The sequence below is a fragment of the Mycobacterium sp. NGS11 genome (assembly GCF_059813315.1).
Map to the genome: position 1 here is coordinate 232,993 of NZ_JCALEJ010000004.1, position 22,320 is coordinate 255,312.

Annotated in this window: 25 protein-coding genes and 1 pseudogene; 17 read left to right on the forward strand and 9 right to left on the reverse strand. The window is 65.3% G+C overall.

Going from position 1 to position 22,320, the window contains the following annotated elements; translation table 11 throughout:
* Positions 1-7: 7 nt before the first annotated feature.
* Positions 8-826, reverse strand: a complete 819-nt coding sequence (locus tag AC5Y4T_RS07915; protein ID WP_499918679.1) for an MlaE family ABC transporter permease — start codon at positions 824-826, stop codon at positions 8-10.
* Positions 827-1,208: 382 nt separating this feature from the next.
* Entirely contained in the window at positions 1,209-2,414 is a 1,206-nt protein-coding gene (locus AC5Y4T_RS07920; RefSeq protein WP_499952579.1) for a CaiB/BaiF CoA transferase family protein, read from the reverse strand.
* Between the two features lie 367 nt (positions 2,415-2,781).
* On the opposite strand from AC5Y4T_RS07920, the gene AC5Y4T_RS07925 reads away from it, so the two are divergent.
* The 7 genes and pseudogenes from AC5Y4T_RS07925 to AC5Y4T_RS07955 all read left to right on the forward strand — a co-directional run.
* Positions 2,782-3,483 (forward strand): SDR family NAD(P)-dependent oxidoreductase, encoded by a 702-nt coding sequence (locus tag AC5Y4T_RS07925; RefSeq protein WP_499918683.1) that lies wholly within the window; start codon positions 2,782-2,784, stop codon positions 3,481-3,483.
* A 50-nt stretch (positions 3,484-3,533) separates the two neighbouring features.
* On the forward strand, positions 3,534-3,731 hold the full coding sequence (locus AC5Y4T_RS07930) for a ferredoxin (RefSeq protein ID WP_499918684.1): 198 nt from the start codon (positions 3,534-3,536) through the stop codon (positions 3,729-3,731).
* A gap of 48 nt (positions 3,732-3,779) precedes the next feature.
* The gene (locus AC5Y4T_RS07935) at positions 3,780-5,144 is read left to right on the forward strand and encodes a cytochrome P450 (protein WP_499952580.1); all 1,365 of its coding nucleotides are present in this window, start codon (positions 3,780-3,782) and stop codon (positions 5,142-5,144) included.
* A gap of 75 nt (positions 5,145-5,219) precedes the next feature.
* Positions 5,220-5,663 (forward strand): hypothetical protein, encoded by a 444-nt coding sequence (locus AC5Y4T_RS07940; RefSeq protein ID WP_499918690.1) that lies wholly within the window; start codon positions 5,220-5,222, stop codon positions 5,661-5,663.
* Between the two features lie 52 nt (positions 5,664-5,715).
* Entirely contained in the window at positions 5,716-6,591 is an 876-nt protein-coding gene (locus AC5Y4T_RS07945) for an Rv1363c family protein (protein WP_499952582.1), read from the forward strand.
* Entirely contained in the window at positions 6,588-7,160 is a 573-nt protein-coding gene (locus AC5Y4T_RS07950) for a hypothetical protein (protein ID WP_499952584.1), read from the forward strand. Before AC5Y4T_RS07945 ends, AC5Y4T_RS07950 begins: the two co-directional genes overlap by 4 nt.
* Before the next feature lie 175 nt (positions 7,161-7,335).
* Positions 7,336-7,539, forward strand: a pseudogene (locus tag AC5Y4T_RS07955) (esterase family protein); the annotation flags it as partial.
* A gap of 5 nt (positions 7,540-7,544) precedes the next feature.
* Here AC5Y4T_RS07955 and AC5Y4T_RS07960 read toward each other — a convergent pair.
* From AC5Y4T_RS07960 to AC5Y4T_RS07970, 3 genes are all read right to left on the reverse strand, one after another.
* Positions 7,545-8,720 (reverse strand): acyl-CoA dehydrogenase family protein, encoded by a 1,176-nt coding sequence (locus tag AC5Y4T_RS07960; RefSeq protein ID WP_499918701.1) that lies wholly within the window; start codon positions 8,718-8,720, stop codon positions 7,545-7,547.
* Positions 8,704-9,702 carry an acyl-CoA dehydrogenase family protein gene (locus AC5Y4T_RS07965; RefSeq protein WP_499918704.1) on the reverse strand — a complete coding sequence of 333 codons (999 nt, stop codon included), beginning with the start codon at positions 9,700-9,702 and terminating at the stop codon, positions 8,704-8,706. The genes AC5Y4T_RS07960 and AC5Y4T_RS07965 overlap by 17 nt, the downstream gene beginning before the upstream one ends.
* Before the next feature lie 104 nt (positions 9,703-9,806).
* Complete coding sequence (locus AC5Y4T_RS07970; protein ID WP_499952678.1) at positions 9,807-10,436, reverse strand: nitroreductase family protein; 630 nt, start codon at positions 10,434-10,436, stop codon at positions 9,807-9,809.
* 295 nt (positions 10,437-10,731) lie between these two features.
* Between AC5Y4T_RS07970 and pcaC the strand changes: the two genes are divergently transcribed.
* The 6 genes from pcaC to AC5Y4T_RS08000 all read left to right on the forward strand — a co-directional run bounded on the left by pcaC (position 10,732) and on the right by AC5Y4T_RS08000 (position 15,800).
* The gene (pcaC, locus tag AC5Y4T_RS07975; RefSeq protein WP_499952585.1) at positions 10,732-11,112 is read left to right on the forward strand and encodes a 4-carboxymuconolactone decarboxylase; all 381 of its coding nucleotides are present in this window, start codon (positions 10,732-10,734) and stop codon (positions 11,110-11,112) included.
* Complete coding sequence (locus AC5Y4T_RS07980) at positions 11,109-12,002, forward strand: NAD(P)-dependent oxidoreductase (RefSeq protein ID WP_499952586.1); 894 nt, start codon at positions 11,109-11,111, stop codon at positions 12,000-12,002. The genes pcaC and AC5Y4T_RS07980 overlap by 4 nt, the downstream gene beginning before the upstream one ends.
* Before the next feature lie 249 nt (positions 12,003-12,251).
* Positions 12,252-13,343 carry an amidohydrolase family protein gene (locus AC5Y4T_RS07985; RefSeq protein WP_499952587.1) on the forward strand — a complete coding sequence of 364 codons (1,092 nt, stop codon included), beginning with the start codon at positions 12,252-12,254 and terminating at the stop codon, positions 13,341-13,343.
* Between the two features lie 29 nt (positions 13,344-13,372).
* Positions 13,373-14,518 (forward strand): amidohydrolase family protein, encoded by a 1,146-nt coding sequence (locus AC5Y4T_RS07990; protein WP_499918718.1) that lies wholly within the window; start codon positions 13,373-13,375, stop codon positions 14,516-14,518.
* A gap of 1 nt (position 14,519) precedes the next feature.
* Positions 14,520-14,918 (forward strand): Rieske (2Fe-2S) protein, encoded by a 399-nt coding sequence (locus AC5Y4T_RS07995; RefSeq protein ID WP_064882584.1) that lies wholly within the window; start codon positions 14,520-14,522, stop codon positions 14,916-14,918.
* A gap of 15 nt (positions 14,919-14,933) precedes the next feature.
* Positions 14,934-15,800 carry an alpha/beta fold hydrolase gene (locus tag AC5Y4T_RS08000; protein WP_499952589.1) on the forward strand — a complete coding sequence of 289 codons (867 nt, stop codon included), beginning with the start codon at positions 14,934-14,936 and terminating at the stop codon, positions 15,798-15,800.
* Positions 15,801-15,817: 17 nt separating this feature from the next.
* On the opposite strand, the gene AC5Y4T_RS08005 is transcribed toward AC5Y4T_RS08000, so the two are convergent.
* Positions 15,818-16,291, reverse strand: a complete 474-nt coding sequence (locus tag AC5Y4T_RS08005; RefSeq protein WP_499952590.1) for a hypothetical protein — start codon at positions 16,289-16,291, stop codon at positions 15,818-15,820.
* 36 nt (positions 16,292-16,327) lie between these two features.
* Here AC5Y4T_RS08005 and AC5Y4T_RS08010 point away from each other — a divergent pair, with 36 nt between their 5' ends.
* From AC5Y4T_RS08010 to AC5Y4T_RS08020, 3 genes are read left to right on the forward strand one after another with little or no spacing between them, the layout of a single operon-like run.
* Complete coding sequence (locus AC5Y4T_RS08010; RefSeq protein WP_499952592.1) at positions 16,328-17,626, forward strand: NADH-ubiquinone oxidoreductase-F iron-sulfur binding region domain-containing protein; 1,299 nt, start codon at positions 16,328-16,330, stop codon at positions 17,624-17,626.
* Complete coding sequence (locus AC5Y4T_RS08015) at positions 17,623-17,919, forward strand: ferredoxin (protein WP_499952595.1); 297 nt, start codon at positions 17,623-17,625, stop codon at positions 17,917-17,919. Before AC5Y4T_RS08010 ends, AC5Y4T_RS08015 begins: the two co-directional genes overlap by 4 nt.
* A 21-nt stretch (positions 17,920-17,940) precedes the next feature.
* Positions 17,941-19,116 carry an acyl-CoA dehydrogenase family protein gene (locus tag AC5Y4T_RS08020; RefSeq protein WP_499952596.1) on the forward strand — a complete coding sequence of 392 codons (1,176 nt, stop codon included), beginning with the start codon at positions 17,941-17,943 and terminating at the stop codon, positions 19,114-19,116.
* 15 nt (positions 19,117-19,131) lie between these two features.
* Here AC5Y4T_RS08020 and AC5Y4T_RS08025 read toward each other — a convergent pair whose 3' ends face one another.
* Genes AC5Y4T_RS08025 through AC5Y4T_RS08035 form a run of 3 tightly spaced genes read right to left on the reverse strand, consistent with a single transcriptional unit; the run spans position 19,132 to position 21,776 of the window.
* Positions 19,132-20,088 (reverse strand): LLM class F420-dependent oxidoreductase, encoded by a 957-nt coding sequence (locus AC5Y4T_RS08025; RefSeq protein WP_499952597.1) that lies wholly within the window; start codon positions 20,086-20,088, stop codon positions 19,132-19,134.
* Positions 20,089-20,100: 12 nt separating this feature from the next.
* Positions 20,101-20,844: a hypothetical protein gene (locus AC5Y4T_RS08030; protein WP_499952679.1), complete on the reverse strand. Its 744-nt coding sequence runs from the start codon at positions 20,842-20,844 to the stop codon at positions 20,101-20,103.
* An 8-nt stretch (positions 20,845-20,852) separates the two neighbouring features.
* Positions 20,853-21,776, reverse strand: a complete 924-nt coding sequence (locus tag AC5Y4T_RS08035) for an NAD-dependent epimerase/dehydratase family protein (RefSeq protein ID WP_499952598.1) — start codon at positions 21,774-21,776, stop codon at positions 20,853-20,855.
* A 176-nt stretch (positions 21,777-21,952) separates the two neighbouring features.
* On the opposite strand from AC5Y4T_RS08035, the gene AC5Y4T_RS08040 reads away from it, so the two are divergent.
* Positions 21,953-22,276 carry a hypothetical protein gene (locus AC5Y4T_RS08040; RefSeq protein WP_499952600.1) on the forward strand — a complete coding sequence of 108 codons (324 nt, stop codon included), beginning with the start codon at positions 21,953-21,955 and terminating at the stop codon, positions 22,274-22,276.
* Positions 22,277-22,320 lie beyond the last annotated feature (44 nt).

The following is a 22,320-nucleotide window of genomic DNA, read 5'->3' on the forward strand; positions in this document are numbered from 1 at the left end:
GATCGCCCTACTTCGCCGTCATCTTGATGCCGATCGCGGTGACAACCACGTTGACGACGAACAGGGACATGAAGGCATAGACCACGGTTTCGTTCACCGCGTTGCCGACAGCTTTGGCGCCACCGCCGGTGATCGACAACCCCCGATAGCAGGCGACCAAACCGGCGATGAGGCCGAAAAGCGCCGCCTTGACGCAGGAAATGACGACCTCGGGCACGCCGGTGAGCAACGTGATGCCGGCGGCGAACGCGCCGGGATTGACGTCTTGCACAAACACCGAAAAGACGTAGCCGCCAAGGACCCCGATGATCACCACCAGGCTGTTGAGCAAAAACGCGACCAATCCGGAAGCCAGCATGCGCGGCGTGACCAAGCGCTGTATCGGGTTGATACCCAGCACTTCCATCGCGTCGATCTCTTCGCGAATCGTGCGCGACCCAAGGTCCGCACACATTGCCGTGGCACCGGCCCCGGCGACGATCAACACCGTGACCAGAGGTCCGAGCTGGGTGACTGCGCCGAACGCGGCCCCCGCACCCGATAGGTCCGCTGCGCCCAATTCACGCAGAAGGATGTTGAGTGTGAAGCTGACGAGGACGGTAAACGGGATCGCCACCAACAGCGTGGGAGCCAGCGACACGCGCGCGACAAACCAGGACTGCTCCAGGAACTCCCGCCACTGGAACGGCCGGCGGAACACGAACTTGACCGCATCGGCCGACATCGCGAACAAGGCACCGACGGCCTGCATGGGCCCCGAGAGGTCCCATTTCAGTTTCAGCTGCGGCAGTCCCGCTGACCAGTGGTCGGCGCCCTTGGTCGCCATCGGCGTCAGACCCTTCCCCGCGTTACGAGACCGGCAGTCTTGTTCTGGCGCAACGGCTGCGGTAAGTTCGACAGAATTGACGGCTGTAAACGCGCGCTGACGAGGGCGAAATGGTCAGCGGGCAACCACGTTTCGGCATGGGCCTGCGATGTGACAGCCGCGACCTCGCTCACGCCAAACCTCCGTCCTATCGCGTGAGTTCGCTGTAAAACGAGGAGCTCCGCGTCTTGAAGCGTCCGGCGATTATGACTCATGCGGCGTCCGGGTGGAGCGAAAAATGCATAACCGTTACCGCGCACTTCGCGGTCGGTGCAGTGACGCAAGGCGACTGCGTCCCAACGCAAGCGACAGTCTGCTCAACCATGTCCGAGCTGCTCCGGTCTTAGGTGACGGCGCCGGCCGTCTTGAGTTCGATGATGCGGTCCCAGTCGAGGCCGAGCTCCATCAGGATCTCGTCGGTCTGCTCAGCGAATCCGGGTGCTGGCCCGGTCTGTGGCGCTGCGACGTCGAACTGTACCGGGTTGGCCACCAGCTCGAGTTCACCAGCCTGCACCAGGTACTCGTTCGAGCGGATCTGCGCGTCGTCAGCCGCTTGCAGGGTGTCCTGCACGGGAGCCCAGGGTCCGGCGAGGGTGGCGAAGCGCTCGCTCCACTCGGCCAGCGTGCGAGCACCGATGGCCTTGGTCAGGAGTTCCACCGCGTCGGCCGTGTTGGCCGCGATGTTGTCTACCGTGTCGAAACGCGGGTCGTCGGCCAGCTCGGGCAGGTCCACATGCCGGCACACGTCGGCCCAAAACTTGGTGGGCTGCATCATCACGAAGGAGATGTAGCGACCGTCCGAGGTCGTGTAAAGGCCCACCAACGGATTATTCGGCGCGCCGTGCACCCCCGGCGGCGGCGCTTCCAGTCGCTGGTTCAGATGCTTTGTCAGCGCGACGGTGTGACCCATCGACCACAGACCGCTGCCGAGCAGGGACACGTCGACGACGGACGGTTCGCCGGTCCGCTCGCGTCCGAGCAGCGCTGCCGCGATGCCACCGGCAAGGTTGGTGCCCGAGATCGTGTCGCCGTAGGCCGGTCCCGGCGGCGCGATCATGCCCGGCATGCCGGCGGGAGTAATTGTCGCGGCAGTGCCGGCCCGGCACCAGAAGGCGGTCATGTCGTAGCCGCCTTTGGTCGACTCTTCTCCGCGCGGGCCGAGCGCACTGCCCCGCGCGTAGACGATCTTCGGGTTGACCGCACGGATGTCGTCGACATCGATGCCGAACTTCTGCCGGTGATCGGGCAGGAAACTGGTCAGGAAGACATCGGCCCGACGGGCCAGCTCGTAGAGGACTTCCTTGCCTTCCGGCACCGACATGTCCAGTCCGATGCTGCGCTTACCGCGGTTGGCGTGCTCGATGTTGGGGTTGGGATCGCCTTCGACGCGCAGCATCCCGGTCTGACGCAACCCTCGTTGCGGATCACCGGTCACGGCGTGCTCGACCTTGACCACGTCGGCGCCCCATTCGGCGAGCACCGCACCCGCCGACGGGACGAACCCGTACATGGCTACCTCGAGGACGCGGATGCCTTCGAGCGGCCTCACGTGCCGGCTCCGTCGGCTGAGACGGCTGGTGACGCGATGGCCGCTGCGGACCCAGTGGCGGGCTCTGCCGTGTCCTGGGCAGGCATTACGTACCCCCTAGTGTGGTGGCGATCACGGTAATTTCATTCTCTTCCCCGGCGAATCTTACATTCGAGTTTCGATAATTCAAGAAACTCTCAGGAACAATATCGAGGTGCTGACCAGGGCGAAAAATGACCGCGGGTCGCCGGCCTGGGCGTCTCGACGCAGGCAGGAGGCGCTGTTGCGCGCGTGTTGCACGCCACTCCGCGTGGAGAGTAGGGTTCTCATAATTGTAAGGGAGATTCTTTGTGGCTGAAATGGCCCCCGTCGGAGTAGAGGCCTCGACATGAAGACTGCGGTAGTGACCGGTGGCGGATCGGGCATCGGTCTCGCCGTCGCGCAACGCCTGCGGGCCGACGGTTTAAGTGTCGCGTCCATCGACCTGCGTCCATCGGAAGCCGACTGCGCTTTCACCGCCGACGTCACCGACCGGTCGCAAGTGGATGCGGCGCTCTCGGCCATCCGCGGCCAACTTGGGCCGGTGACGGTTCTGGTCAACGCCGCCGGACTCGACGGGTTCAAAAAGTTTCACAACATCTCCTTCGAGGACTGGCGGCGGGTGATCGACGTCAACCTCAACGGCGTCTTTCACACCGTCCAAGCGGTGCTGCCCGACATGGTCGAGGCCGGATGGGGACGCATCGTCAACATCTCTTCGTCGAGCACGCATTCCGGCGCGCCCTATATGAGTCACTACGTGGCGGCCAAGTCGGCGGTCAACGGCCTGACGAAGTCACTGGCACTCGAGTACGGACCCAAGGGCATCACGGTCAACGCCGTGCCGCCCGGCTTCATCGACACCCCGATGCTGCGCGCCGCCGAGAAGAACGGCTTCCTCGGCGACATCGACGAGACGATCGCGCGGACCCCGGTACGCCGGATGGGTACGCCCCAGGACATCGCTGCGGCATGCGCGTTTCTGGTGTCCGAGGAAGCTGGCTACATCACCGGTCAGATCTTGGGCGTCAACGGCGGCCGCAACACCTGAGCGGCGGCTGGCCAGCAATGCCCGCCCAACAGTGTGAGAGGAGAAAGCCCGTGAAGGTCTCGGTGGATTCGCAGCGGTGCCAGGGCCACACCCTGTGCGCGATGATCGCTCCGGAGTCGTTTCAGCTCAGCGACATCGACGGCAGTTCGTCGGCAGTCGACGAGGTGGTGCCCGCCGATCGCGAGGACCAGGTGCGTGAGGCCGCCCAGTCCTGCCCGGAGCAGGCCATCACGGTCACCGACGACTGAGCCGGCGCCGGGTCCTTAGCACGCGAAACCTGTAGGGAGACAAAGCCGTTGAGTGTCGATGACGTCGTCAATGACAGCGACCGCAAGAAGAACCGGTACCACTTCGACCGGCATTCGTCCGAGTATCGGTCGCAGTTCAAGAGGATCACCGAAGAGATGCACGCAAAGTGCCCCATGGCGTGGACCGACACGTACGGCGGGCACTGGGTCGCTGCCGGAAGCCACGAGGTCTTCGAGCTGGCTCGCTGCCCTGCAGTCTCCAACGACCACGACATCCACGGCGAACGCCGGGGCTACAAAGGCATTTCGATTCCCACCGCCAGCCGCGTCAGCGCGGTGCGCGGCGGCATATTGGAGATGGACGACCCCGAACACCGCACCTATCGAACGGTGCTCAACCCGTACCTTTCACCGGCGGCGATCAAGCGCTGGGAACCGTTCATCGACGACGTGACGCGCGCCTGCCTCGACGAGAAGATCGAGAGTGGCCGCATCGATTTCGTCGACGATCTGGCCAACATCGTGCCGGCCGTCTTCACCCTGGCCATGCTCGGCATCCCGCTGAAGAAGTGGAACATGTACAGCGAGCCGGTGCACGCCGCGGTGTACACGCCCGAGCACTCCCCCGACATCGAGCGCGTCACCGCGATGCACCGCGAGATGGGGCTCGACATGGTCAACAACATGCTGGAGGTCCGCAAGAACCCGCGGCCGGGGATCATCAATGGCTTGCTGCAGATGCGCATCGACGGCGACCCCGCCCCGGATCTGGAAATCCTCGGCAACCTTGGCCTGGTCATCGGCGGCGGCTTCGACACCACGACCGCCCTGACCGCCCATTCGCTGGAATGGCTTTCGGAACACCCGGACCAACGGCAGCTGCTCAGCAACGAGCGCAAGACCCTGCTCGACCCCGCGACCGAGGAGTTCCTGCGCTACTTCACCCCGGCGCCCGGCGACGGCCGGACCTTTGCCGACGACACCGAGCTCGACGGCACCCGGTTCAAAGAGGGTGAACGGCTGTGGATTTCGTGGGCGATGGCCAACCGCGACCCCTTGGTGTTCCACGACCCGGACCAGATCATCCTCGACCGTAAAGGCAACCGGCACTTCAGCTTCGGGCTGGGCGTCCACCGGTGCATCGGCTCGAATGTGGCGCGCACTGTGTTCAAGTCCATGCTGACCGCGGTGCTCGACCGGATGCCCGACTACACGTGCGATCCGGAGGGCACCGTCCATTACGAGACCATCGGTGTCATCCAGGGCATGCGTAAGCTGCCGGCCACCTTCACGCCCGGGCGTAAGGTCGGGCCGGGCCTGGACGAGACGCTGGAGAAGCTGCAGCGCATCTGCGACGAGCAAGAGCTCGCCAGGCCGATCACGGAACGCAAGGAAGCGGCCGTCATTGACTGAGCCGCTCATAATTTTTGCGAGTGGGCCTGTTCAGCGTGACCGCGTCTTATATTGAGGCCAAGCGCGTGTGCAGAGATGGGAGACGCATCCGTGAAGACTTTCGCAATGAGCCTTGCACTTGCGATGGCCGCGCTGACTCTCACGCCGACCGCCCACGCGGACATGGTGCCTGGCAACTACCATCTGGACACGAACCGGGATCCCGGCCACTTCTGGATTTGGTCGATCAGCCCGTGCGTCCAGCCAACGCCAGGATGCGCGCAGGTGTACGCGACTCCGCAGCCCAACGGGCAAGCGACCGTCTACAGAGGCATAGCTCAGCTTGCCAACGGCCGCTACACCCTGGCCGTCGATGTGCCCGACGGTGTTCGCTGCGTGGTCCAGTTCTTTCCCTCGCACGACGTCTACTCGTGGGACGCGGTGACACTGGCGGGTCAGGTCGACTCGACGTTCGACACCGGTTGCGGAGGCGGACCCGGGGGCAGCACCAGTTACCCGTTTTCGCTCGTGCGATTCTAGCCGCGTGAGTCGCATAGGAGTCGGTCGCTCATGAGGGCGATGGGGAGTCAGGATGCCTGAGGCGAAGAAGCCGCCACAAGACTCGGCCACCTCGAAAGCCGACGCACAGGCGTTGCTCGAGGAAGCCGAGGCCGAGGCCGCGGAAGCCGAGGCGCTGGCCGCCGCGGCGCGCGCCCGCGCCCGCGCCGCCCGGCTCCGGCGTGAAGCGCAGGCCTTAGCTGAGGCAGAGGCCAAGGCTGAGACCGCCGAAGGAGGGTCGGGAGACGACGAGGACGCGACCGACACCGCCGAAGCGGACACCGAGGCGAAGACCGAGGGCGTCTCCGACGAGGACGCGGACGGCACCGACGAAGCAAAGACCCAGGCCGAAGCGGAGTCCGACGAGACGGCCGAAGACGCAGAATCGGAATCCAAACCGGCCCGCTCTCGGCGACGCCTGCGATTGCCATCATGGTCGGTGGCATGGAAAGCTGCCGTCGTCGTCCTCATCTGTGCCTTCATCGCGGCCAGCGGATACATGATGTGGCAGCGCCACGAAACCGTCGAACGCAAGCAGCGCGCCGCGAATTTCATCGCGGGTGCCCGACAAGGGGTCGTCAACCTGATTTCCATGGACTTCAATAAGGCCAAGGAGGACGTCCAGCGGGTGATCGACAGCTCGACCGGGCAGTTTCACGACGACTTCCAAGCGCGTGCAAAAGATTTCACGACCGTGGTCGAGCAGTCCAAGGTGGTCACCCAGGGAACCGTGAATGCCGCGGCCGTGCAATCCATCAACGGCGACTACGCATTGGTTCTCGTCGCGGCGACGTCGCACATCACCAATGCCGCGGGCGCCAAAGACGCACCACGCAATTGGCGGCTCAAGGTGACCGTCAAAGACGACGGCGGGCAATACAAGATGTCCAACGTGGAGTTCATTCCATGAGCGAGGACGACCGCAGCATCGAAACCGCTGACGACTCCGCCGAAGAAACCGAACACGGCGGACCTACCGAGCCACGCCCGCGGCGCAAGGTGAGAGTCATTCCCGTGATTCTCATTGTGCTGCTGCTGCTTTCCGGCGGTGTGGCGGCGTGGCTGTACTTCAAGCAGTACCGGCCGGACAAACAGACCGACGCCGGCGTCGCGAGCGCCGTCGCCAACGCGGCGTCCGATGGCACGGTCGCATTGCTGTCCTACTCGCCCGAATCTCTCGACAAGGACTTCGCCGCCGCCAAGTCTCACCTGTCCGGGGACTTCTTGTCGTACTACAACCAGTTCACCGAGCAGATCGTGGCTCCGGCGGCCAAGCAGAAGTCACTGAAAACCAACGCTCGAGTGTTGGGGGCCGCGGTTCAGGAACTGCATCCGGATTCGGCCGTCGTGCTGGTGCTGGTCGACCAGAGCACCACGAGCAAGGACAATCCCGACCCCGCGATGGCCTCCAGCAGTGTTTTGGTGAGCTTGACCCGGGTCAACGGCGCCTGGCTGATCACCAAATTCGACCCGGTGTAGGTTCCCCAGGGCCCCGGCCCCGCCCACTGTGGGCCGTTGGTCCACTCGACCGTCGAGTGTGAATCCATGGCTTTGACCGTGCGCTGAGGGCGACGACACGCCGGGCGGCAGCCGCCCTGGCTGCACACTCAAAGCCGTGGGTTCACACTCCGCGCCGCCGACGCCGACGCCGACGCCAACCAACCAGCCTGCCGCTGCCGCTTCCTTGTGCCAGCTCGGCAGGGTCAACGGCATCGATTGCGCGGTGATCGCTCAGCCCGGAAAGCACGATTGGCCGGCTGCCTGCACGGTGTTTGAATTCGCGGCCACCGGCCAGCTGCACACCCCAGGCGTGAGCCGGATTACGTTGCCCGGCAATGCCTCTCAGCAGGCGCTGTGATGATGCTAGCCGCGCGGCAGGCCGAGCACCCGCTGGGCGATGATGTTGCGCTGGATTTCGGAGGTGCCGCCGGCGATGGTCCCGGAGAAGCTGCGGGCGTAGCGCTCGAACCAGCTGGCGAAGTAGTGGTCGAGGTTCATGTGCGCGTACGGCCCGGTCAGTCCGGGGTGCACAAGCCCGTCGGATCCCGCGGATGTCAATGCGAGCTCCATGCCCCGCAACTCCGCTTCGGAACCGAGCAGCTTGAGCACCGAGATCGCGGCCACGTCATCTTCGCCGCGCGCGGCGCGGGCCAGGGCCGCCGAGCCCAACAACCGCAGCGCCTGCCTGTCCATGATCGTGGTGGCGTACGGGTCGCGCTCAACCTCGGTGCTGGGGTGAAAGTCGTCGATCATGTTCTCCAGGCGATCGGCGAAACCCAGCCACATCATGGTGCGTTCGTGCCCCAGCGATCCGTTGGCCACCCGCCAACCCTGGTCGAGTTCGCCGACCAGGTTTTCGGCCGGCACCCGCACGTCGGTGAAGAACACCTCGTTGAAATCCAGATCGTCGGCGCCGCAGATCGACGGGAACGGACGGCGCACCAGCCCTGGCGTGTCGGTGGGGATGATGAGCGCGCTGATTCCCTTGTGTTTCGGCACATCTGGGTTGGTACGGACGAACGTCAACAGAACGTCGGCATCGTGGGCCCCCGAGGTCCACACCTTCTGGCCGTTGACCACGAAGTGATCGCCGTCCAGCACCGCCCGCGTGCGCAACGAGGCCAGATCGGAGCCGGCGCTGGGTTCGCTCATTCCGAGCGATGCGGTGATCTCGGCCCGCAGAATCGGCACCGCCCAGCGCCGCTTCTGCTCGTCGCTGCCGAAGGACAACAGCGACGCGCCAACGATGTTCACGCCCTGCGGGTTGAAGCTGTGGTAGATCCGGCGGCGGCTGAGCTCCTCCAGGTAGACGAACTGCTGGATGACCGACGCGTTACGACCGCCGAATTCCGGCGGCTGGCTGGGCAGCAACCAGCCGTTGTCGAACAACAGCCGCTGCCAGTCGCGCGCCCACTGCGGCATGTGCGAGACCGACCGGGGACGCTCGAGCGTTTCGCTTGCGGGAGGCAGATTTTCGTCGAGGAACGCCGAGAACTCCGCCCGGAACTCCTCGACGGCGGAATCAAAAGTCAGCTGCACGGTATTCCTCCGCTATCCGCGCCCGGTGCTCCGCCGCGCCGCCGAGCATCAGCTCGCCCGCTTTGGCCCGTTTCAGCGCGAACTGCAGGTCGTTCTCCCACGTGAATCCCATTGCGCCGTGCAGTTGTAGGCCGTGCCGGAACACCAGCGACTGGCACTCCCCCGCCGATGCCTTGGCCATTGCGGCCGCCAGCCGGCGGCGGGGATCGTCGGCCGCGATCGTCAACGCGGCGAAATACGCCAGGGCCCGCGCCCGTTGGATGGCGACGTGCATGTCGGCGGCCTTGTGCTGGACCGCCTGGAAGGAACCGATAGCCACGCCGAATTGCTGTCGGCTGGTGACGTGCTCGAGCACCAGGTCGAGTATGCGTTGGCAGGCACCGACCATGGTGATCGCCATGCCGGTCAACGCGAAATGGTGCGCGCGCTCGGCGTCGACCGTCAGGCGCTCGGTGTCGGGCACCCGAACCTCCGCGAACGACAGATCGGCGACGTGCAGCACCGGGTCGAACACCGCCGAACGCCGGGCCGCCACCTGACCGGACTCGACCAGGAACACCCCGGCATCGGTCACCACCGCCAGCCGTTCCGCGCGGTCACCGTCGAGCACATGGCGCGCGGTGCCGTCCAGCACCCAGCCCTCGGCGTCGCGGTGCGCCGCGATGCCGCCGTAGACCGCGGTGCCCGACTGGTGTGGGTCGAACCGGTCCGCGGCAAGCGGTGCGAACTGGCTCATCGTCGCCAGGAACGGGGTGGGGTCGGTGGCGCGGCCGAGCTCTTCGAGCACGATGGCCAGCTCGACGGCGCTGTCCGCATCGCTGAGCTCGGTCCAGCCCTGGTCTACATACGATTTCCACAGCGGGCTCGGGTCGACGCCCTCTTCGGCAACGCTGCGCACCAGCGACGGCGGGCACTGCTTGGCGACGGCGTCGCGCACGGTGTCCTGCCACAGTCGTTGATCAGCATCGAACTCCAACAGCATCCGCGCCGCCTCTCGTCGTGACTGTCACGTGAGAATAACATTCTCGGTTGCGGAAGTAATAATCTCTGAATCGGCGTATGGCGTATCGATGCAGGCCATGGCTGCTACGCGGGGGCTCGCGCACCGTCGACGAGGCCGCCGGCGGCATTGTCCCAGCGGTCCAGGTTGACGAACTCGGCGAGCGGGCGGCGGCGCAGCGGCCCATGGTTGCCCTTGGGCCACCCGACCACGATGTGACCGGCGATCATCCAGCCGTCGGGTATACCGACGGCATCCCGCAGCAACTGTTCACCGCCGTACGAGGCCCAGCTGGTCAAGCAGGCGCCGAGCCCCTGGGCGCGCGCGGCCAGCAGAAAGTTCTGCATGGCGGGAAAGATCGAACCGCCCAACAGCAGTTCCGATGCCGTCGGGTAGTGCTCCTGGGCGAAGAGGACCGAGGTGAATTCACCGGCGCGGTCGTGCAATTCGTACGTCGCGCGGTAGGTGCGGGCGCGGCGGCCGTTGTCGCCGGCGGCGGGCCGGCTCATCCCGTAGACCGGCTCGATCACCTCAAGCGCGTGGGCCGCGGCCTTGGCCACGACCGCTCGCTGCTCGGGCGACCGCAGCACCACGAAACGCCAGCCCTGCGCGTTGGCGCCCGAGGGAGCCCACCTGGCCGCCTCGAGACATTGCGCCAGGGTCGCGTCGTCGACCGGCTCGTCGGTGAAGCGCCGGATCGTCCGGGCCGTCGACATCACTTCCCAGATGTCCGCGCTTGCTCCGGTCACTGCTTCTCCTTCGTCCGGGTTTCGCCCAGCACCCACCCTGCGTGTACCCGGATCCCTAACCGCTGCAGAAGGATTGGTCTGCAGCCAGATGCCCAGAGTCTCCCAGCAGGAGCGAGGACACGAGGGGGCGAGACCATGTGAATCTCGACTGTAGACCTCGCGCAGTGGCCACGGTGCAAGACTGCGCTCAGGAAGTCGGAACCTCGGCAGCTCCCAGACGACTCCCACGAGGACCGCCGGCCCGAATTGAAGGAGGAAAACATTGGATCGCGAAACCTATCAGCGCGGGCTCCACATCCGTTCCGAGGTGTTGGGCGAAGAACACGTCAACCGCGCACTGACCGACGCGGATGACTTCACCGGGCCCCTGCAGGATCTCGTCACCGAGTACTGCTGGGGCGCGGTGTGGGGCCGTGAGGAACTGCCACGTAAAACCCGCAGCATGCTCAACCTGGCGATGATCGCGGTCCTCAACCGGCCCAACGAATTGCGGATGCACGTCAAGGCGGCGCTGACCAACGGTGTAACCCGCGAGGAAATTCGCGAGATCTTTTTGCAGGTGGCCATCTACGCCGGCGTACCCGCGGCCGTCGACAGCTTTCGCATCGCGCGCGAGGCGTTCGCCGAGCTGAACGAGTCATGACACTCGGGTTCATCGGGCTTGGAAACATGGGCTTTCCCATGGCTGGTCGCCTGATTCGGGACAAGCACGACGTCGTCGCCTTCGACGCGCGTGGTGAGGCCCTCGAGCGCGTCGTCGCGCTGGGCGCCCGCCCGGCGTCGTCACCCCAGGAGGTCGCCGACCACGCGGAAACGGTGCTGGCCAGCCTTCCCACCCCGGGAGCGTCGCTCGAGGTGGCAACCGGTCCGGCCGGCGTGATCGAGGGCGCGCGGGTGCAGCGCTACGTCGATTTGTCCACTGTCGGAAGCCAAATGGCGGTGCAGATCCATGGCCTGCTCGCCCGGCGCAACATCGTAGCGATGGACAGTCCGGTCAGCGGCGGCGTCAGCGGCGCCGAGAAAGGGGCCCTGGCGCTCATGGTGTCCGGCCCACGCGGCGAATTCGACGCCGTGCGAACCACACTCGAAATCCTGGGCCGGCCGGTGTATGTCGGCGAGAAGCCCGGGTCGGCGCAGACGATGAAGCTGGCGAACAACATTCTTGCGGCGAACGTTTTGACCGCGACCGCTGAAGTCGTCGTGATGGGCGTCAAGGCCGGACTCGACCCCGGCGTGATGATCGAGGTGCTCAACGCCGGATCGGGTGCGACGAGTGCAAGCCGCGACAAGTTCCCCCGGGCGATCCTGCCGCGCACTTTCGACTACGGCTTCGCGACCGGGCTGATGCTCAAAGACGTGCGGCTTTACCTCGACGAAGCGAGAGCACTGGGCGTCCCCGCCGAAGTCGCCGAGACGATCGGCCGGCTGTGGGAGGCACTCGCCGACGACGAAGGGCCCGACTCGGATTTCACGACGGTGATCAAGCCGTTCGAGCGGGCGGCCGGCGTCACGGTGGGCGGCACGTCGGAGTAGCCCGCCGAGGTGATCTCCCGTCGTGGCGAGCAATCCGCATCGCGGGTGTCCCCAGCCCGGAGAATGGTATTATCCGGAAACAAGAACCCGACTTGCCCAATAGATTGCAAAACGTCCTCTACCTGGGGCGATGATTAAACGAAATGCTTACCGGAAACCCATTGATGGACAGCCGCAGAAAATGTTAGATTGGCTATCATATGACCTCGCACGGCCGGCTTTGGCCGCCGGAGCCGAAGGGTGGCCCTGGTGATCACACACGCTGACGGAACCAGCACACCGTTGATCGATGCGAGCGTGCACATCTTCTTCCCGTCCAACAAAGCGCTCCGGAAGACGCTGCGCGAGCCGTTCAAGAGCCGCGGCTTTCCCGACTACGAGATGGACTGGTACGGCGCACCCGGCGGCGAGTACGCACCCAACACCGAGGGTCCCGACGGACAGTACCCCGGATCGGATCCGGATTTCGTTGCCAATGAACTGTTTTCGAAGCGCGGGGTCGATGTGGCGGTGCTGCATCCGATGGCTCGCGGCATCATGCCGGACCGGCACCTGGGCAGCGCGCTGCACGCCGCGCATAACGAGATGATGGTGTCGAACTGGCTGGAGTCCGGCCAGTTCGGCGAACGGTTCCGCGGCACCATCCGGGTCAACCCCGATGACATCCCCGGCGCGCTACGCGAGATCGAGAGATGGCGCGCCCATCCGCGGGTGGTTCAGATCGGCGTGCCGCTGCAATCCCGCGAGCTCTACGGAAAACCGCAGTTCTGGCCTATTTGGGAGGCCGCCGTCGATGCCGGGCTTCCCGTCGCTGCGCACATCGAGGTCGGGTCAGGCATCGCGTTTCCGCCGACGCCGAACGGCAACACCCGGACCTACGAGCAGTACGTCAGTTTCATGGCGTTGAACTACCTGTATCACCAGATGAACATGATCGCCGAGGGTGTATTCGAGCGGTTCGACGGCCTCAAGTTCGTGTGGGGCGATGGCGCCGCCGATTTCATCACGCCGTTCATCTGGCGCATGGACACCTTCGGCCGGCCGCACCTGGAGCAAACTCCATGGGCCCCGCGGATTCCCAGCGACTACCTGCCCGGTCACGTGTATTTCGTTCAAGGCAGCCTCGATGGGCCCGGCGACGTCGAATTCGCCGGTGAATGGTTCGGCTTCACCGGCAAGGACGACATGGTGATGTTCGGCTCGAGCTATCCACACTGGCAATGCGGCGACGTGAGCAAGCTGCCCAGCGCGTTGTCCGCCGAGCAGCGCGAGAAGCTGTGCTGGCGCAACGCGGCGCAGCTCTACGGCATAGACATTCCCGCCGGGGTGGGCGCACAGTAGAAATATCGCGAAAGACTGAGGAGAACCAGATGACGCTGACCCATTCGCAGGAGCGGGTTCCCGCTACCGAGCGCATCGCCGTCCGCTGCGTCGACTCGGATGTTCATCCCGCCCCCAAGCGCGGAGAGCTGCTCCCGTACATCCCCGAGCCGTGGCGCAGCAAGTACTTCCTCACTCGCTCCGTTGGCGAGCAGATCTACTACGACGCGCCGGACTATGCGCACTCCTACGCGATGCGCGTTGACTCGTTCCCGGCCAACGGTGAGTTTCCCTGCAGCGACCCGGATTTGGCGTTCCGGCAGCTGATCATGGAGGCCGGCTCCGATATCGCGATCCTGGAACCGGCGGCATATCCGGCGCGCCTTACCGAAGCGCAGCATGCAATGTCGGCCGCGTTGAACGACTGGCAGGCCAACCACTGGCTGGACAGCCACAACAACTGGCACGAGCGGTGGCGCGGCTCGATCTGCATCGCCATCGAGGAGCCGGAAGAGTCGGTGCGCGAGATCGAGCGCTGGGCCGGACACCCCTTCATGGCGCAGATTCTGATCAAGGCCGAGCCGCGCCCATCCTGGGGCCACCCGAAGTACGACCCGATCTGGGCGGCCGCCACCAAGCACGACATCACCGTGAGCTGCCACCTGTCACGCAGCCAGTTCGACGAGCTGCCGATCCCGCCGGTGGGCTTCCCCAGCTACAACCACGACTTCATGGTGACCTACTCCCTGCTGGCGGCCAACCAGGTGATGAGCCTGATTTTCGACGGAGTCTTCGACCGATTCCCGACGCTGCGAATCGTGTTCGTCGAGCATGCGTTCAGCTGGATACTGCCGCTGATGTGGCGGATGGACGCGATCTATGACGCGCGCAAGTCGTGGCTCGACATCAAGCGCAAGCCGTCCGAGTACGTCAAGGACCACATCAAGTTCACCACCCAGCCGCTGGACTACCCGGAAGACAAGACCCAACTGACCCGCGCACTGGAATGGATGGAGTGCGAGAAGATTCTGCTCTTCTCCTCGGACTACCCGCACTGGACGTTCGACGACCCGCGCTGGTTGGTCAAACACCTGCCCAAATACGCCCGCGACGCGGTCATGTACAAGAACGGCATCGCCACCTATCACCTACCCGAGACCGTTCCGGTGCTCGAGGGTCAGACCCGGGTGCTCTGAGTTGACGGAAGAAACCAAGCGGCCCGAGCCAAGACTCGCCCAGGGCCGCGAGCATGTCGTCGCAACCGTAGACGAAATCCCTCCGGGCACACACAAACTGGTTCCGATCGGGCGACACGGCGTCGGCGTCTATAACGTCAACGGCACGTTCTACGCCATCGCGAACTACTGCCCCCATCAAGGCGGCCCGCTGTGTTCGGGACGAGCCCGCGGGCGCACGATCGTCGACGAGACCGCGCCGGGCGATTCCGTCATGGTGCGCGACCTGGAGTACATCTACTGTCCCTGGCACCAATGGGGTTTCGAGCTGGCGACCGGCACCACCGCGGTCAAGCCCGAATGGAGTATCCGTACCTATCCGGTGCGCGTCGTCGGCAACGATGTTTTGGTTCAGGCCTAGCTACAGGAGAATCGGGTGCCTGCTATCGAGATCAACGGGGGAAATGTCGTCTACGAAATCCTCGGTGACTCTGGCGATCTCATTGCCCTGACGCCGGGCGGAAGGTTCAGCAAGGAGATCCCCGGCCTGCGTCCGCTGGCCGACGCCCTGGCTGCCGGCGGATATCGAGTGCTGCTGTGGGACCGGCCGAACTGCGGCGCGTCCGATGTGCAGTTCTACGGGCAAAGCGAGTCGCACATGCGCGCCGAGACGCTGCACAAGCTGGTGACCGGCCTGGGCTTCGAGCGCTGCATTCTGGCCGGAGGGTCCGGCGGCGCAAGGGATTCCATGCTGACCACGATGCTTTACCCCGAGATGGTCACCAAGCTCGTGGTGTGGAACATTGTCGGCGGCACCTACGGCACCTTCGTGCTCGGTTCCTTCTACATCATCCCCAGCATCCTCGCGGTGCGTGGCACCGGCATGGACGGCGTGGTGAAGGTGGCCGAATGGCGCGAGCGCATCGAGGAGAACCCTAATAACAAGCAGCGGTTCCTCGACTTCGACAAGGATGAGTTTCTCAAGCTCATGCTGCGCTGGCTCAACGCCTTCGTTTCTAAGCCGGGACAGACGATTCCGGGCGTCGAGGACGAGATGTTCGACCGAATCAAGGTCCCCACGTTGATCATCCGCGGGGGCGAGAACGACATGGACCACCCGAAGCGGACTTCCCTGGAAGTCAGTTGCCTGATCAAGGGATCGAAGCTGATCGATCCGCCCTGGCCCGAGGACGCCTGGGAACGCGCGTCCGAAGACCGCGCGGCCGGCCGGGTGCAGCGTTTCAACATGTTCGACACCTGGGTGCAGGCGGCACCCGCGATTCTCGAATTCCTGGGCTCGTAATGGGGCGAAACGGTGCATTACCTGGTGCGGATGTGGACCTCACAATTGAGCGACGCCTCCAGCGCCGTGTGCACACGGCTTTCCGGAATCCGTTCGAGGTCGGACTCTCGCAGCGTGACGTGGACGATGTCGAACCCGTCATCGCCGGGCGTGCGCTCGATGTCACCGGTCAACCCGAAAGCGGACAGCACCCCGTGCGCGTCGTCGTCAGTGCCCCGGCTGACAAAGGTGATCACACCCGGGACCGGCCCGGCGCTGAACACCTTGGTGCACAACTCGATAGCGGTGCTCTTGGCCGTCTCGCCATCTTCGGCCTCGATGAGCAGTTCAACCTCGCGACGACTCGCCGGCAGGGACGCGAGGTCATTGTCGACCACTCCGACGCCGGCCTCGGCCGCAGCCTCGAGGAGAGCCGCCATGCCGTCACGTAGTTGCGCAGGCGCGAGAACGGTGTCCGGGTCGACGTTGACACGCACCACGGCAGTTCGCATGTGCGCAAGCCTAACCAAGACGATGGCAGGCCAGCTGTGAACACCGCTGAAACCACCAACATCACCACCGCCAGCGCACCCGGGTGCACGCCGCGGCTGCTGATCGAGCAGACCGGTCGGGAAGACCTGGCGGCCTATCGAAAGCTCGGCGGCTACCAGCCCCTCGCCGATGCCGATGAATTCCTGAGCGAGGTCGAAGCCAGCGGTCTCGTCGGGCGCGGGGGTGCGGCGTTCCCGCTGGCGGTGAAGCTGCGGGCGGTACGCGACAACGGACGCTTGATGGGTGTCCCCGTCGTCGTCGCGAACGGCGAAGAGGGAGAACCGGCTTCAATCAAGGACCGCTGGCTGCTACGGAATCGCCCGCACCTGGTCCTGGACGGGCTGCGGCTCGCCGCGACGATGGTGACCGCTGACCGCGCCTGCATCTACGTCTCCGACCCGGAATCGGCACACAGCGTCGAAGCCGCGTTGAACGAGTTGGGCGCCGAGACGCTCGGCGTCACGATCGACATGCTCACCGTGCAACCGGGATACGTGGCCGGCGAGGAGACCGCCGCGGTCCGGGCCATCAACGGCGGCCCCGCCAAGCCAACGGACAAACCACCGCGGCCCTTCGAGGCGGGAGTCGACGACCGGCCCACGTTGGTGAGCAACGTCGAGACTTTGGCGAACCTGCCCTATCTGCAAAGCCACGGCTCGGCTGATTTTCGGTCGCAAGGCACGACGCTGTCGCCGGGGACCTTCCTGGCCACCATCACCGGAGGCGGTAAGCCGCCGGTCCTCTACGAGCTTCCCCATGGACTGGCGTTCACCGATTTACTTGGCTTGCACGGCGTTTCGCCCGGCGACGTACGCGGGGCGTTGATGGGCGGCTACTTCGCCGGTCTGCTCAACCGTTCTGTGTTGGAGACGACCCTGGACCACGAGACGATGCGGCGTGTCGGTAGCGGCCTTGGCTGTGGCGCGATCTCGGTGATCACCGACGACTGTCCCGTCGCGGTGGCGGCGTCGGTGCTCGCGTACTTCGACCGCGAGAACGCGGGGCAGTGCGGCTCCTGTTTCAACGGGACGGCGGCGATGGCCGCGGCGGCCGGGGCGCTGCGCGACGGCGCCGCGACGACAGAAGACGTCCAACGGTTGCGCCGTTGGTCGGTGCTGCTGCGCGGACGCGGCGCGTGCGCGACGCTGGATGCCGCTACCAACGTCGCCGCCAGCCTGCTCGACCAGTTCCCGGACGAAGTCGGTGTGCATCTCGACGGCAGGTGCCCTGACTGCGCAGACGGCGCGTTCCGCGCGGACCGCCCCTACGAGGCGGAACCAGTGAGGCAAGCATGAAAATCCGTCTGGACCGCACCATTTGCGACGGCTTCGGCATCTGCGCCAAGCACGCGCCGGGATACTTCTCGCTGGACGATTGGGGATACGCATCGCTCATCGGGGACGGCACGGTGGCAGAGCCGGACCGCGACGCGGTCATGCGGGCGCTGCTCGACTGCCCCGTACACGCCATCACCGAAATCGGGCAGCGAACCAACCGCGCTCCTCAGCCCCCGCTCGCCGACACCGACGATCCGGCCGAGCATCTCAAAACCGAAGAGAACGAGGCGGAGTGGGGATTCACGCGCTGAGCCGTCCGGGAAGGTAGTTCGGTGCGACTCACCTTTGACGCCGACGTGGAAGCGTTTCGCGCGGAGTTCGTGAGCTTCCTGACGGAACATCTGCCGAGCCAAGCCCAGGCCGGGGAGCGGCCCTCGTCGACCTCGCACGTGCCAGAGTGGTCGCGTCGCTGGCAGCGGCTCCAGTTCGACCACGGGTGGCTACTGCCGGGCAACCCGCCGGAATTCGGCGGCCGCAACGCAAACATCCTGCAGCAGTTCGTACATCGCGAGGAGTTGTCGCGCCGCCGGATCTATCACTGCTTCAATCCGCAAGGCGTAGGCATCATCGCGGCGTCGCTGTTGTCCTTCGGCACCGAGGAACAGAAGCGGCGCTGGGCCGTTCCCATCCTGCGAGCCGAAATGACCGCGTCGCTGGGAATGAGCGAACCCGGAGCCGGCTCCGACCTGGCCGGGCTGCGAACCAAGGCGGAGTTGATCGGCGATGACTTCGTGGTCAACGGGCAGAAGGTGTGGACGTCTGGCGCTCATGACGCCGACGTCATCCTGACCTTCGTTCGTACGGACCTAAACGCTCCCAGGCACAAGGGAATCAGCGCGCTGATCATCCCGACCGACACCCCCGGGGTGGTGCGCCGCCCCTTTCCGTCGGTCTATGACTCCGACGAGCTGGACTTCAACGAGGTCTTCTTCAACGACGTCCGGGTCCCCACGGACAACCTGGTCGGCCCGCTCAACGGTGGGTGGCAGGTGGCCAACGGCTCCCTCGGCCACGAGCGCACCCTGATGTGGATGGCCTTCGCGAACCGGCTCGAGCAGCTGCTCGAGGACTACCGGCCGGCGGACGCGGTGAACGCGGACCACTACGCGACCATTGTGATGGACTATTACGCGCTGCGGCTGCTCGGTTCGGCCGCGCTGGGGCGCGCGGCCCGGGGTGAGGTAGACGTGGCGGCGTTGTCCGTGCTGAAGGTCTTCGGTTCGGAGGCCGAGCAGAGCGCGCTGCGGCACGCACTGGACGCGGCGGGGGTCGAGGGTTTACGCGACAAAGTGCTCACGGCTCCGTACAACCCTTACGCCCCCGATCTTTTCACCGCCGGCTGGTTCGCGCGCTACATCAGCAGCTACGCGGGCACCATCGCTGGCGGCACCTCGGAGATTCAGCGCAACATCATCGCCCAGCGCGTCCTCGGATTGCCGTCGCGCTGATCTTCAGCGGGCCGCTCAGATACCTGGACACAGGGATGACAGGAACTCCTGAGTACGACGCCGCGATTTGGTCCGCTCGCTGATGTCCTTGCCCAGCGGCACGATTCGCACCGCGAGGTCGGTGACGCCGGCGTCGCGATACCGGTTCAGCCGATCCAAGACGGCCGCCTCGTCGCCGGCCGCCATCGTGTCGCCGACGTCTTGGGCATCGCCGTGCTGCAGCAGCCGCACGTAGTTCGGCGAGAAGTCGGCGTGCCCGAGCACCTCGCTGGCGTAGCCGCGAGCAGCGTCGGTCTCGGCGTTCGAGCAGAGTGCGACGGGCACCCCGGCGACGATCCGTGGCGCGGGCCGCCCGGCCCGGTCAGCCGCCGCGGTAATACGCGGAACGACGTGGTCTGCGATTGCCCGCTCGTCCGCCATCCACAGAATGGTTCCGCCGGAACGCTCCCCGGCGAGCTGCAGCATGGTCGGGCCGAGCGCTGACAATAAGACCGGCATCTCGAACCCGTCGGTGACATCGACCGGTGAATGGACGCAGAAGCTTTCGTTGTCGACATCGACGCTCCCGGGCCCGGCGAAGGCCGAGCTGAGCACCTCGAGGTAGTCACCCATGAAGCTGGCCGGGCGATCATAGGGCAATCCCAATTGAGAGTTGACGATCCAATGATGCGAGGGTCCGATGCCAAGCGTGAACCGCCCGTCACACACGGCCTGGGTGGTCAACGCTTGTTGCGCCATGATCATCGGATGGCGAGTCTGGATCGGCACGACGGCCGTTCCGATCTCGATACGATCGGTGGCCTGTCCGATCAGGGCCACGGCGGTCATCGCGTCGAGGTAGCCGGGGACCTGGGGCATCCAAAACGCGGTGAAACCGTCGGTTTCGGCGGCGACACCATCATCGACCAGTCCCGCTAGCCGATCGGCGCGCGAGCGCTCCTTGTCAGAACCAACCATCAGGCCGATGCGCACACGACCCCTTTTCTAGGGCACATACCGGTCCCACTCGTACGGAACGACCGCGAAAAAGGGTGCGGCGAAAAAAGGTTCGATGTCCGACTCGGCCCACCGGGTCTTGAGCGCCGGGTGCAGCCGTTTCGCGGTGGCGATCGGATCGTCATCGAGGAAGCAGTATGTGATGGTCTGATTCTCTTGCGCCCTGGCCAAGCTGGCGTCGACCCGAAACGATACGGCGGACCAGACACCCGCGACTCCGTCGACCTCCAACAGCGGGTTCGGCGATGCCGATCCTCGCTCGACCAACACGAAGGCGCCCCGGACGGGCAGCCAGGGCAGCACGTCCGACCCGACCTTGACGCGCGGCGCGGCCGCTTTCCGTTGCACGCCATAGACGCCGCGCTCCACCGGTGGCAGCAGCGGGAGCTTACGGCCGGCATTGCCCAATGCCGTTGACAGCTCGTTGAAATCCTGTAGCCCGGCCGGGTCGGTGAAGAAGTAGGTCATCATGTGGTCGACGGCGTCCAAGGGCCCGTCGATGATCGCCCGGGCGGAGCGGCAGGCCGGCGTGGACACCAGGCGCAGTGAGGCGCGCACAGCGGCCAACCGGTGCTGCTCGGGGCGGTGGTCCAGGGTGTGCCAGCGTAGGTACTCCGCGTCCTTGCCGTCGGGGTACCGGGTCGCCATGGAGACGAACAGGGTGGTGATCTCGCCACTGCCGGTGGCAACAATCTCGGTGACCTCATCGGACGGCGTGCCGGGAAGGTGCATAGCCGTCGTCACGCTCTCGCCGGATCGTGCTGGGGCCGAGGAATTTCGGGATGTCGTGCCGCGACCATCCGCCGGAACCCCTCTCGCCACGGCACCTTCGTGCGCCCGAGGACGTCGTGCATGCGGGTGACGTCGGGCCACAGCGGCGTGTGCGCCTGATCTGTGTACTCGAAGATCGGATCGACACCGACCAACTCACCCATGAAGGCGCAATACTCCTCGACGCTGACCGTCTCGCTACCGGCCCAGTTCACCACCACGGGCGGCACCGCGGCGACCTCCATCGCACGGATGCCGAGTTCGACATAATCGTCTTCGTAAATTGGGTTGTAGTTGTTCGGCTTGTCCGGATGCAACCGAATGGGCTTGCCCGCCAACATCGCATCGAGACGATCGGCGGGTGCACCGCCTTGGGGGCCATACGTCGAACAAATGCGGATGATCGTCAGCGGAATCCGGTAGTGCTTGGCGATCCAGGTGCACACCGCCTCGGCGGCAATCTTGGAGAAGCTGTAGTTCGCCCGCAACGGCGCCCCCGGTGGATCGGTCTCGGTCAGCGGTCGGTGGCCCTGGTAAGCGTAGATCGAGCCGGTAGAGCAGAAGACGAAACCCTGTGCGGCGCGGCAGTGGTACAGCAAGTCGCCGGACGCCTGTGCGTTCGTTTCCACGCACCGGTTCCAGTCGTCCACGCCGGGGTCTACGGCCGCGTGGAATACGTAGGTGAAATCGTCTGGGAGAGAGGAGAAGTCCCCGTCGCCGACGTCCAGCGCCACGGGTTGGATTCCGGCGTCCGCGAGTTTCTGCCGGGCCGCGGGGTCTTTCAGGCGAGCGGCGCCCCATACCTCGTTTCCCGCCGCCGCCAGGGCACGCGCGATGGGGAACGCGATCTTGCCGGTCGCGCCGGTGATCAGGATCTTCTCTGCGTCGAGCAATCAGCCCTCCGAATGTTAAGTACTTGATATCGCGTTTGGAGCATAGCCTCCGGCCGCAAGTAAATGCCACAGGCCAGAGCGGCTCGCTGCTGCTTCGCTTTGAATCTGGCCGTGGCGGTGTCGACGGAATAAGCTGACACCAGCCAGCGTGGGGATGGCGCCAAGGGAGGCCCACCATGAGGTGGTTTTTGGGTCGTCTGACAGTTGTCGTCGCTGTTGCCTTCGTGCCGATGGCGGCCGCGGTGATCGCGACGCCGGCAATCAGCTCGGCGGAGTGCGATCCCAACATGTCGTTCAACGTGGCGACGTGGGAATGCAAGCCGATGGCGGGCCCACCGGCGTGGTATGCGGCCCCACCTGCATATGCACCGCCCTTTGCCGCGCAGGACGTGCCGCCGCCCCCACCGGCACGGCTATGGTGGTCACCGAACGAACCGATGTGGAATGCCGGCTTTCACCAATGGGGTACCTATTTCACCGGCACCTGGGTGCCGTACTGACGGCAAGCCGCTCCTCGCCTGATAGGCGGCACGATCGCCGCCAA

What these genes read in the sequence shown, in the direction of transcription:
- AC5Y4T_RS07965 (WP_499918704.1), bottom strand. Translation starts at nt 9,702, where the DNA reads ATGCTGTTGGAGTTCGATGCTGATCAACGACTGTGGCAGGACACCGTG.
- AC5Y4T_RS07915 (WP_499918679.1), bottom strand. Translation starts at nt 826, where the DNA reads ATGGCGACCAAGGGCGCCGACCACTGGTCAGCGGGACTGCCGCAGCTG.
- AC5Y4T_RS07970 (WP_499952678.1), bottom strand. Translation starts at nt 10,436, where the DNA reads ATGTCGACGGCCCGGACGATCCGGCGCTTCACCGACGAGCCGGTCGAC.
- AC5Y4T_RS08030 (WP_499952679.1), bottom strand. Translation starts at nt 20,844, where the DNA reads ATGCACCTTCCCGGCACGCCGTCCGATGAGGTCACCGAGATTGTTGCC.
- AC5Y4T_RS07945 (WP_499952582.1), top strand. Translation starts at nt 5,716, where the DNA reads ATGCCTGAGGCGAAGAAGCCGCCACAAGACTCGGCCACCTCGAAAGCC.
- AC5Y4T_RS07980 (WP_499952586.1), top strand. Translation starts at nt 11,109, where the DNA reads ATGACACTCGGGTTCATCGGGCTTGGAAACATGGGCTTTCCCATGGCT.
- AC5Y4T_RS08015 (WP_499952595.1), top strand. Translation starts at nt 17,623, where the DNA reads ATGAAAATCCGTCTGGACCGCACCATTTGCGACGGCTTCGGCATCTGC.
- AC5Y4T_RS07990 (WP_499918718.1), top strand. Translation starts at nt 13,373, where the DNA reads ATGACGCTGACCCATTCGCAGGAGCGGGTTCCCGCTACCGAGCGCATC.
- AC5Y4T_RS08005 (WP_499952590.1), bottom strand. Translation starts at nt 16,291, where the DNA reads ATGCGAACTGCCGTGGTGCGTGTCAACGTCGACCCGGACACCGTTCTC.
- AC5Y4T_RS07940 (WP_499918690.1), top strand. Translation starts at nt 5,220, where the DNA reads ATGGGAGACGCATCCGTGAAGACTTTCGCAATGAGCCTTGCACTTGCG.
- AC5Y4T_RS07950 (WP_499952584.1), top strand. Translation starts at nt 6,588, where the DNA reads ATGAGCGAGGACGACCGCAGCATCGAAACCGCTGACGACTCCGCCGAA.
- AC5Y4T_RS07925 (WP_499918683.1), top strand. Translation starts at nt 2,782, where the DNA reads ATGAAGACTGCGGTAGTGACCGGTGGCGGATCGGGCATCGGTCTCGCC.
- AC5Y4T_RS08040 (WP_499952600.1), top strand. Translation starts at nt 21,953, where the DNA reads ATGAGGTGGTTTTTGGGTCGTCTGACAGTTGTCGTCGCTGTTGCCTTC.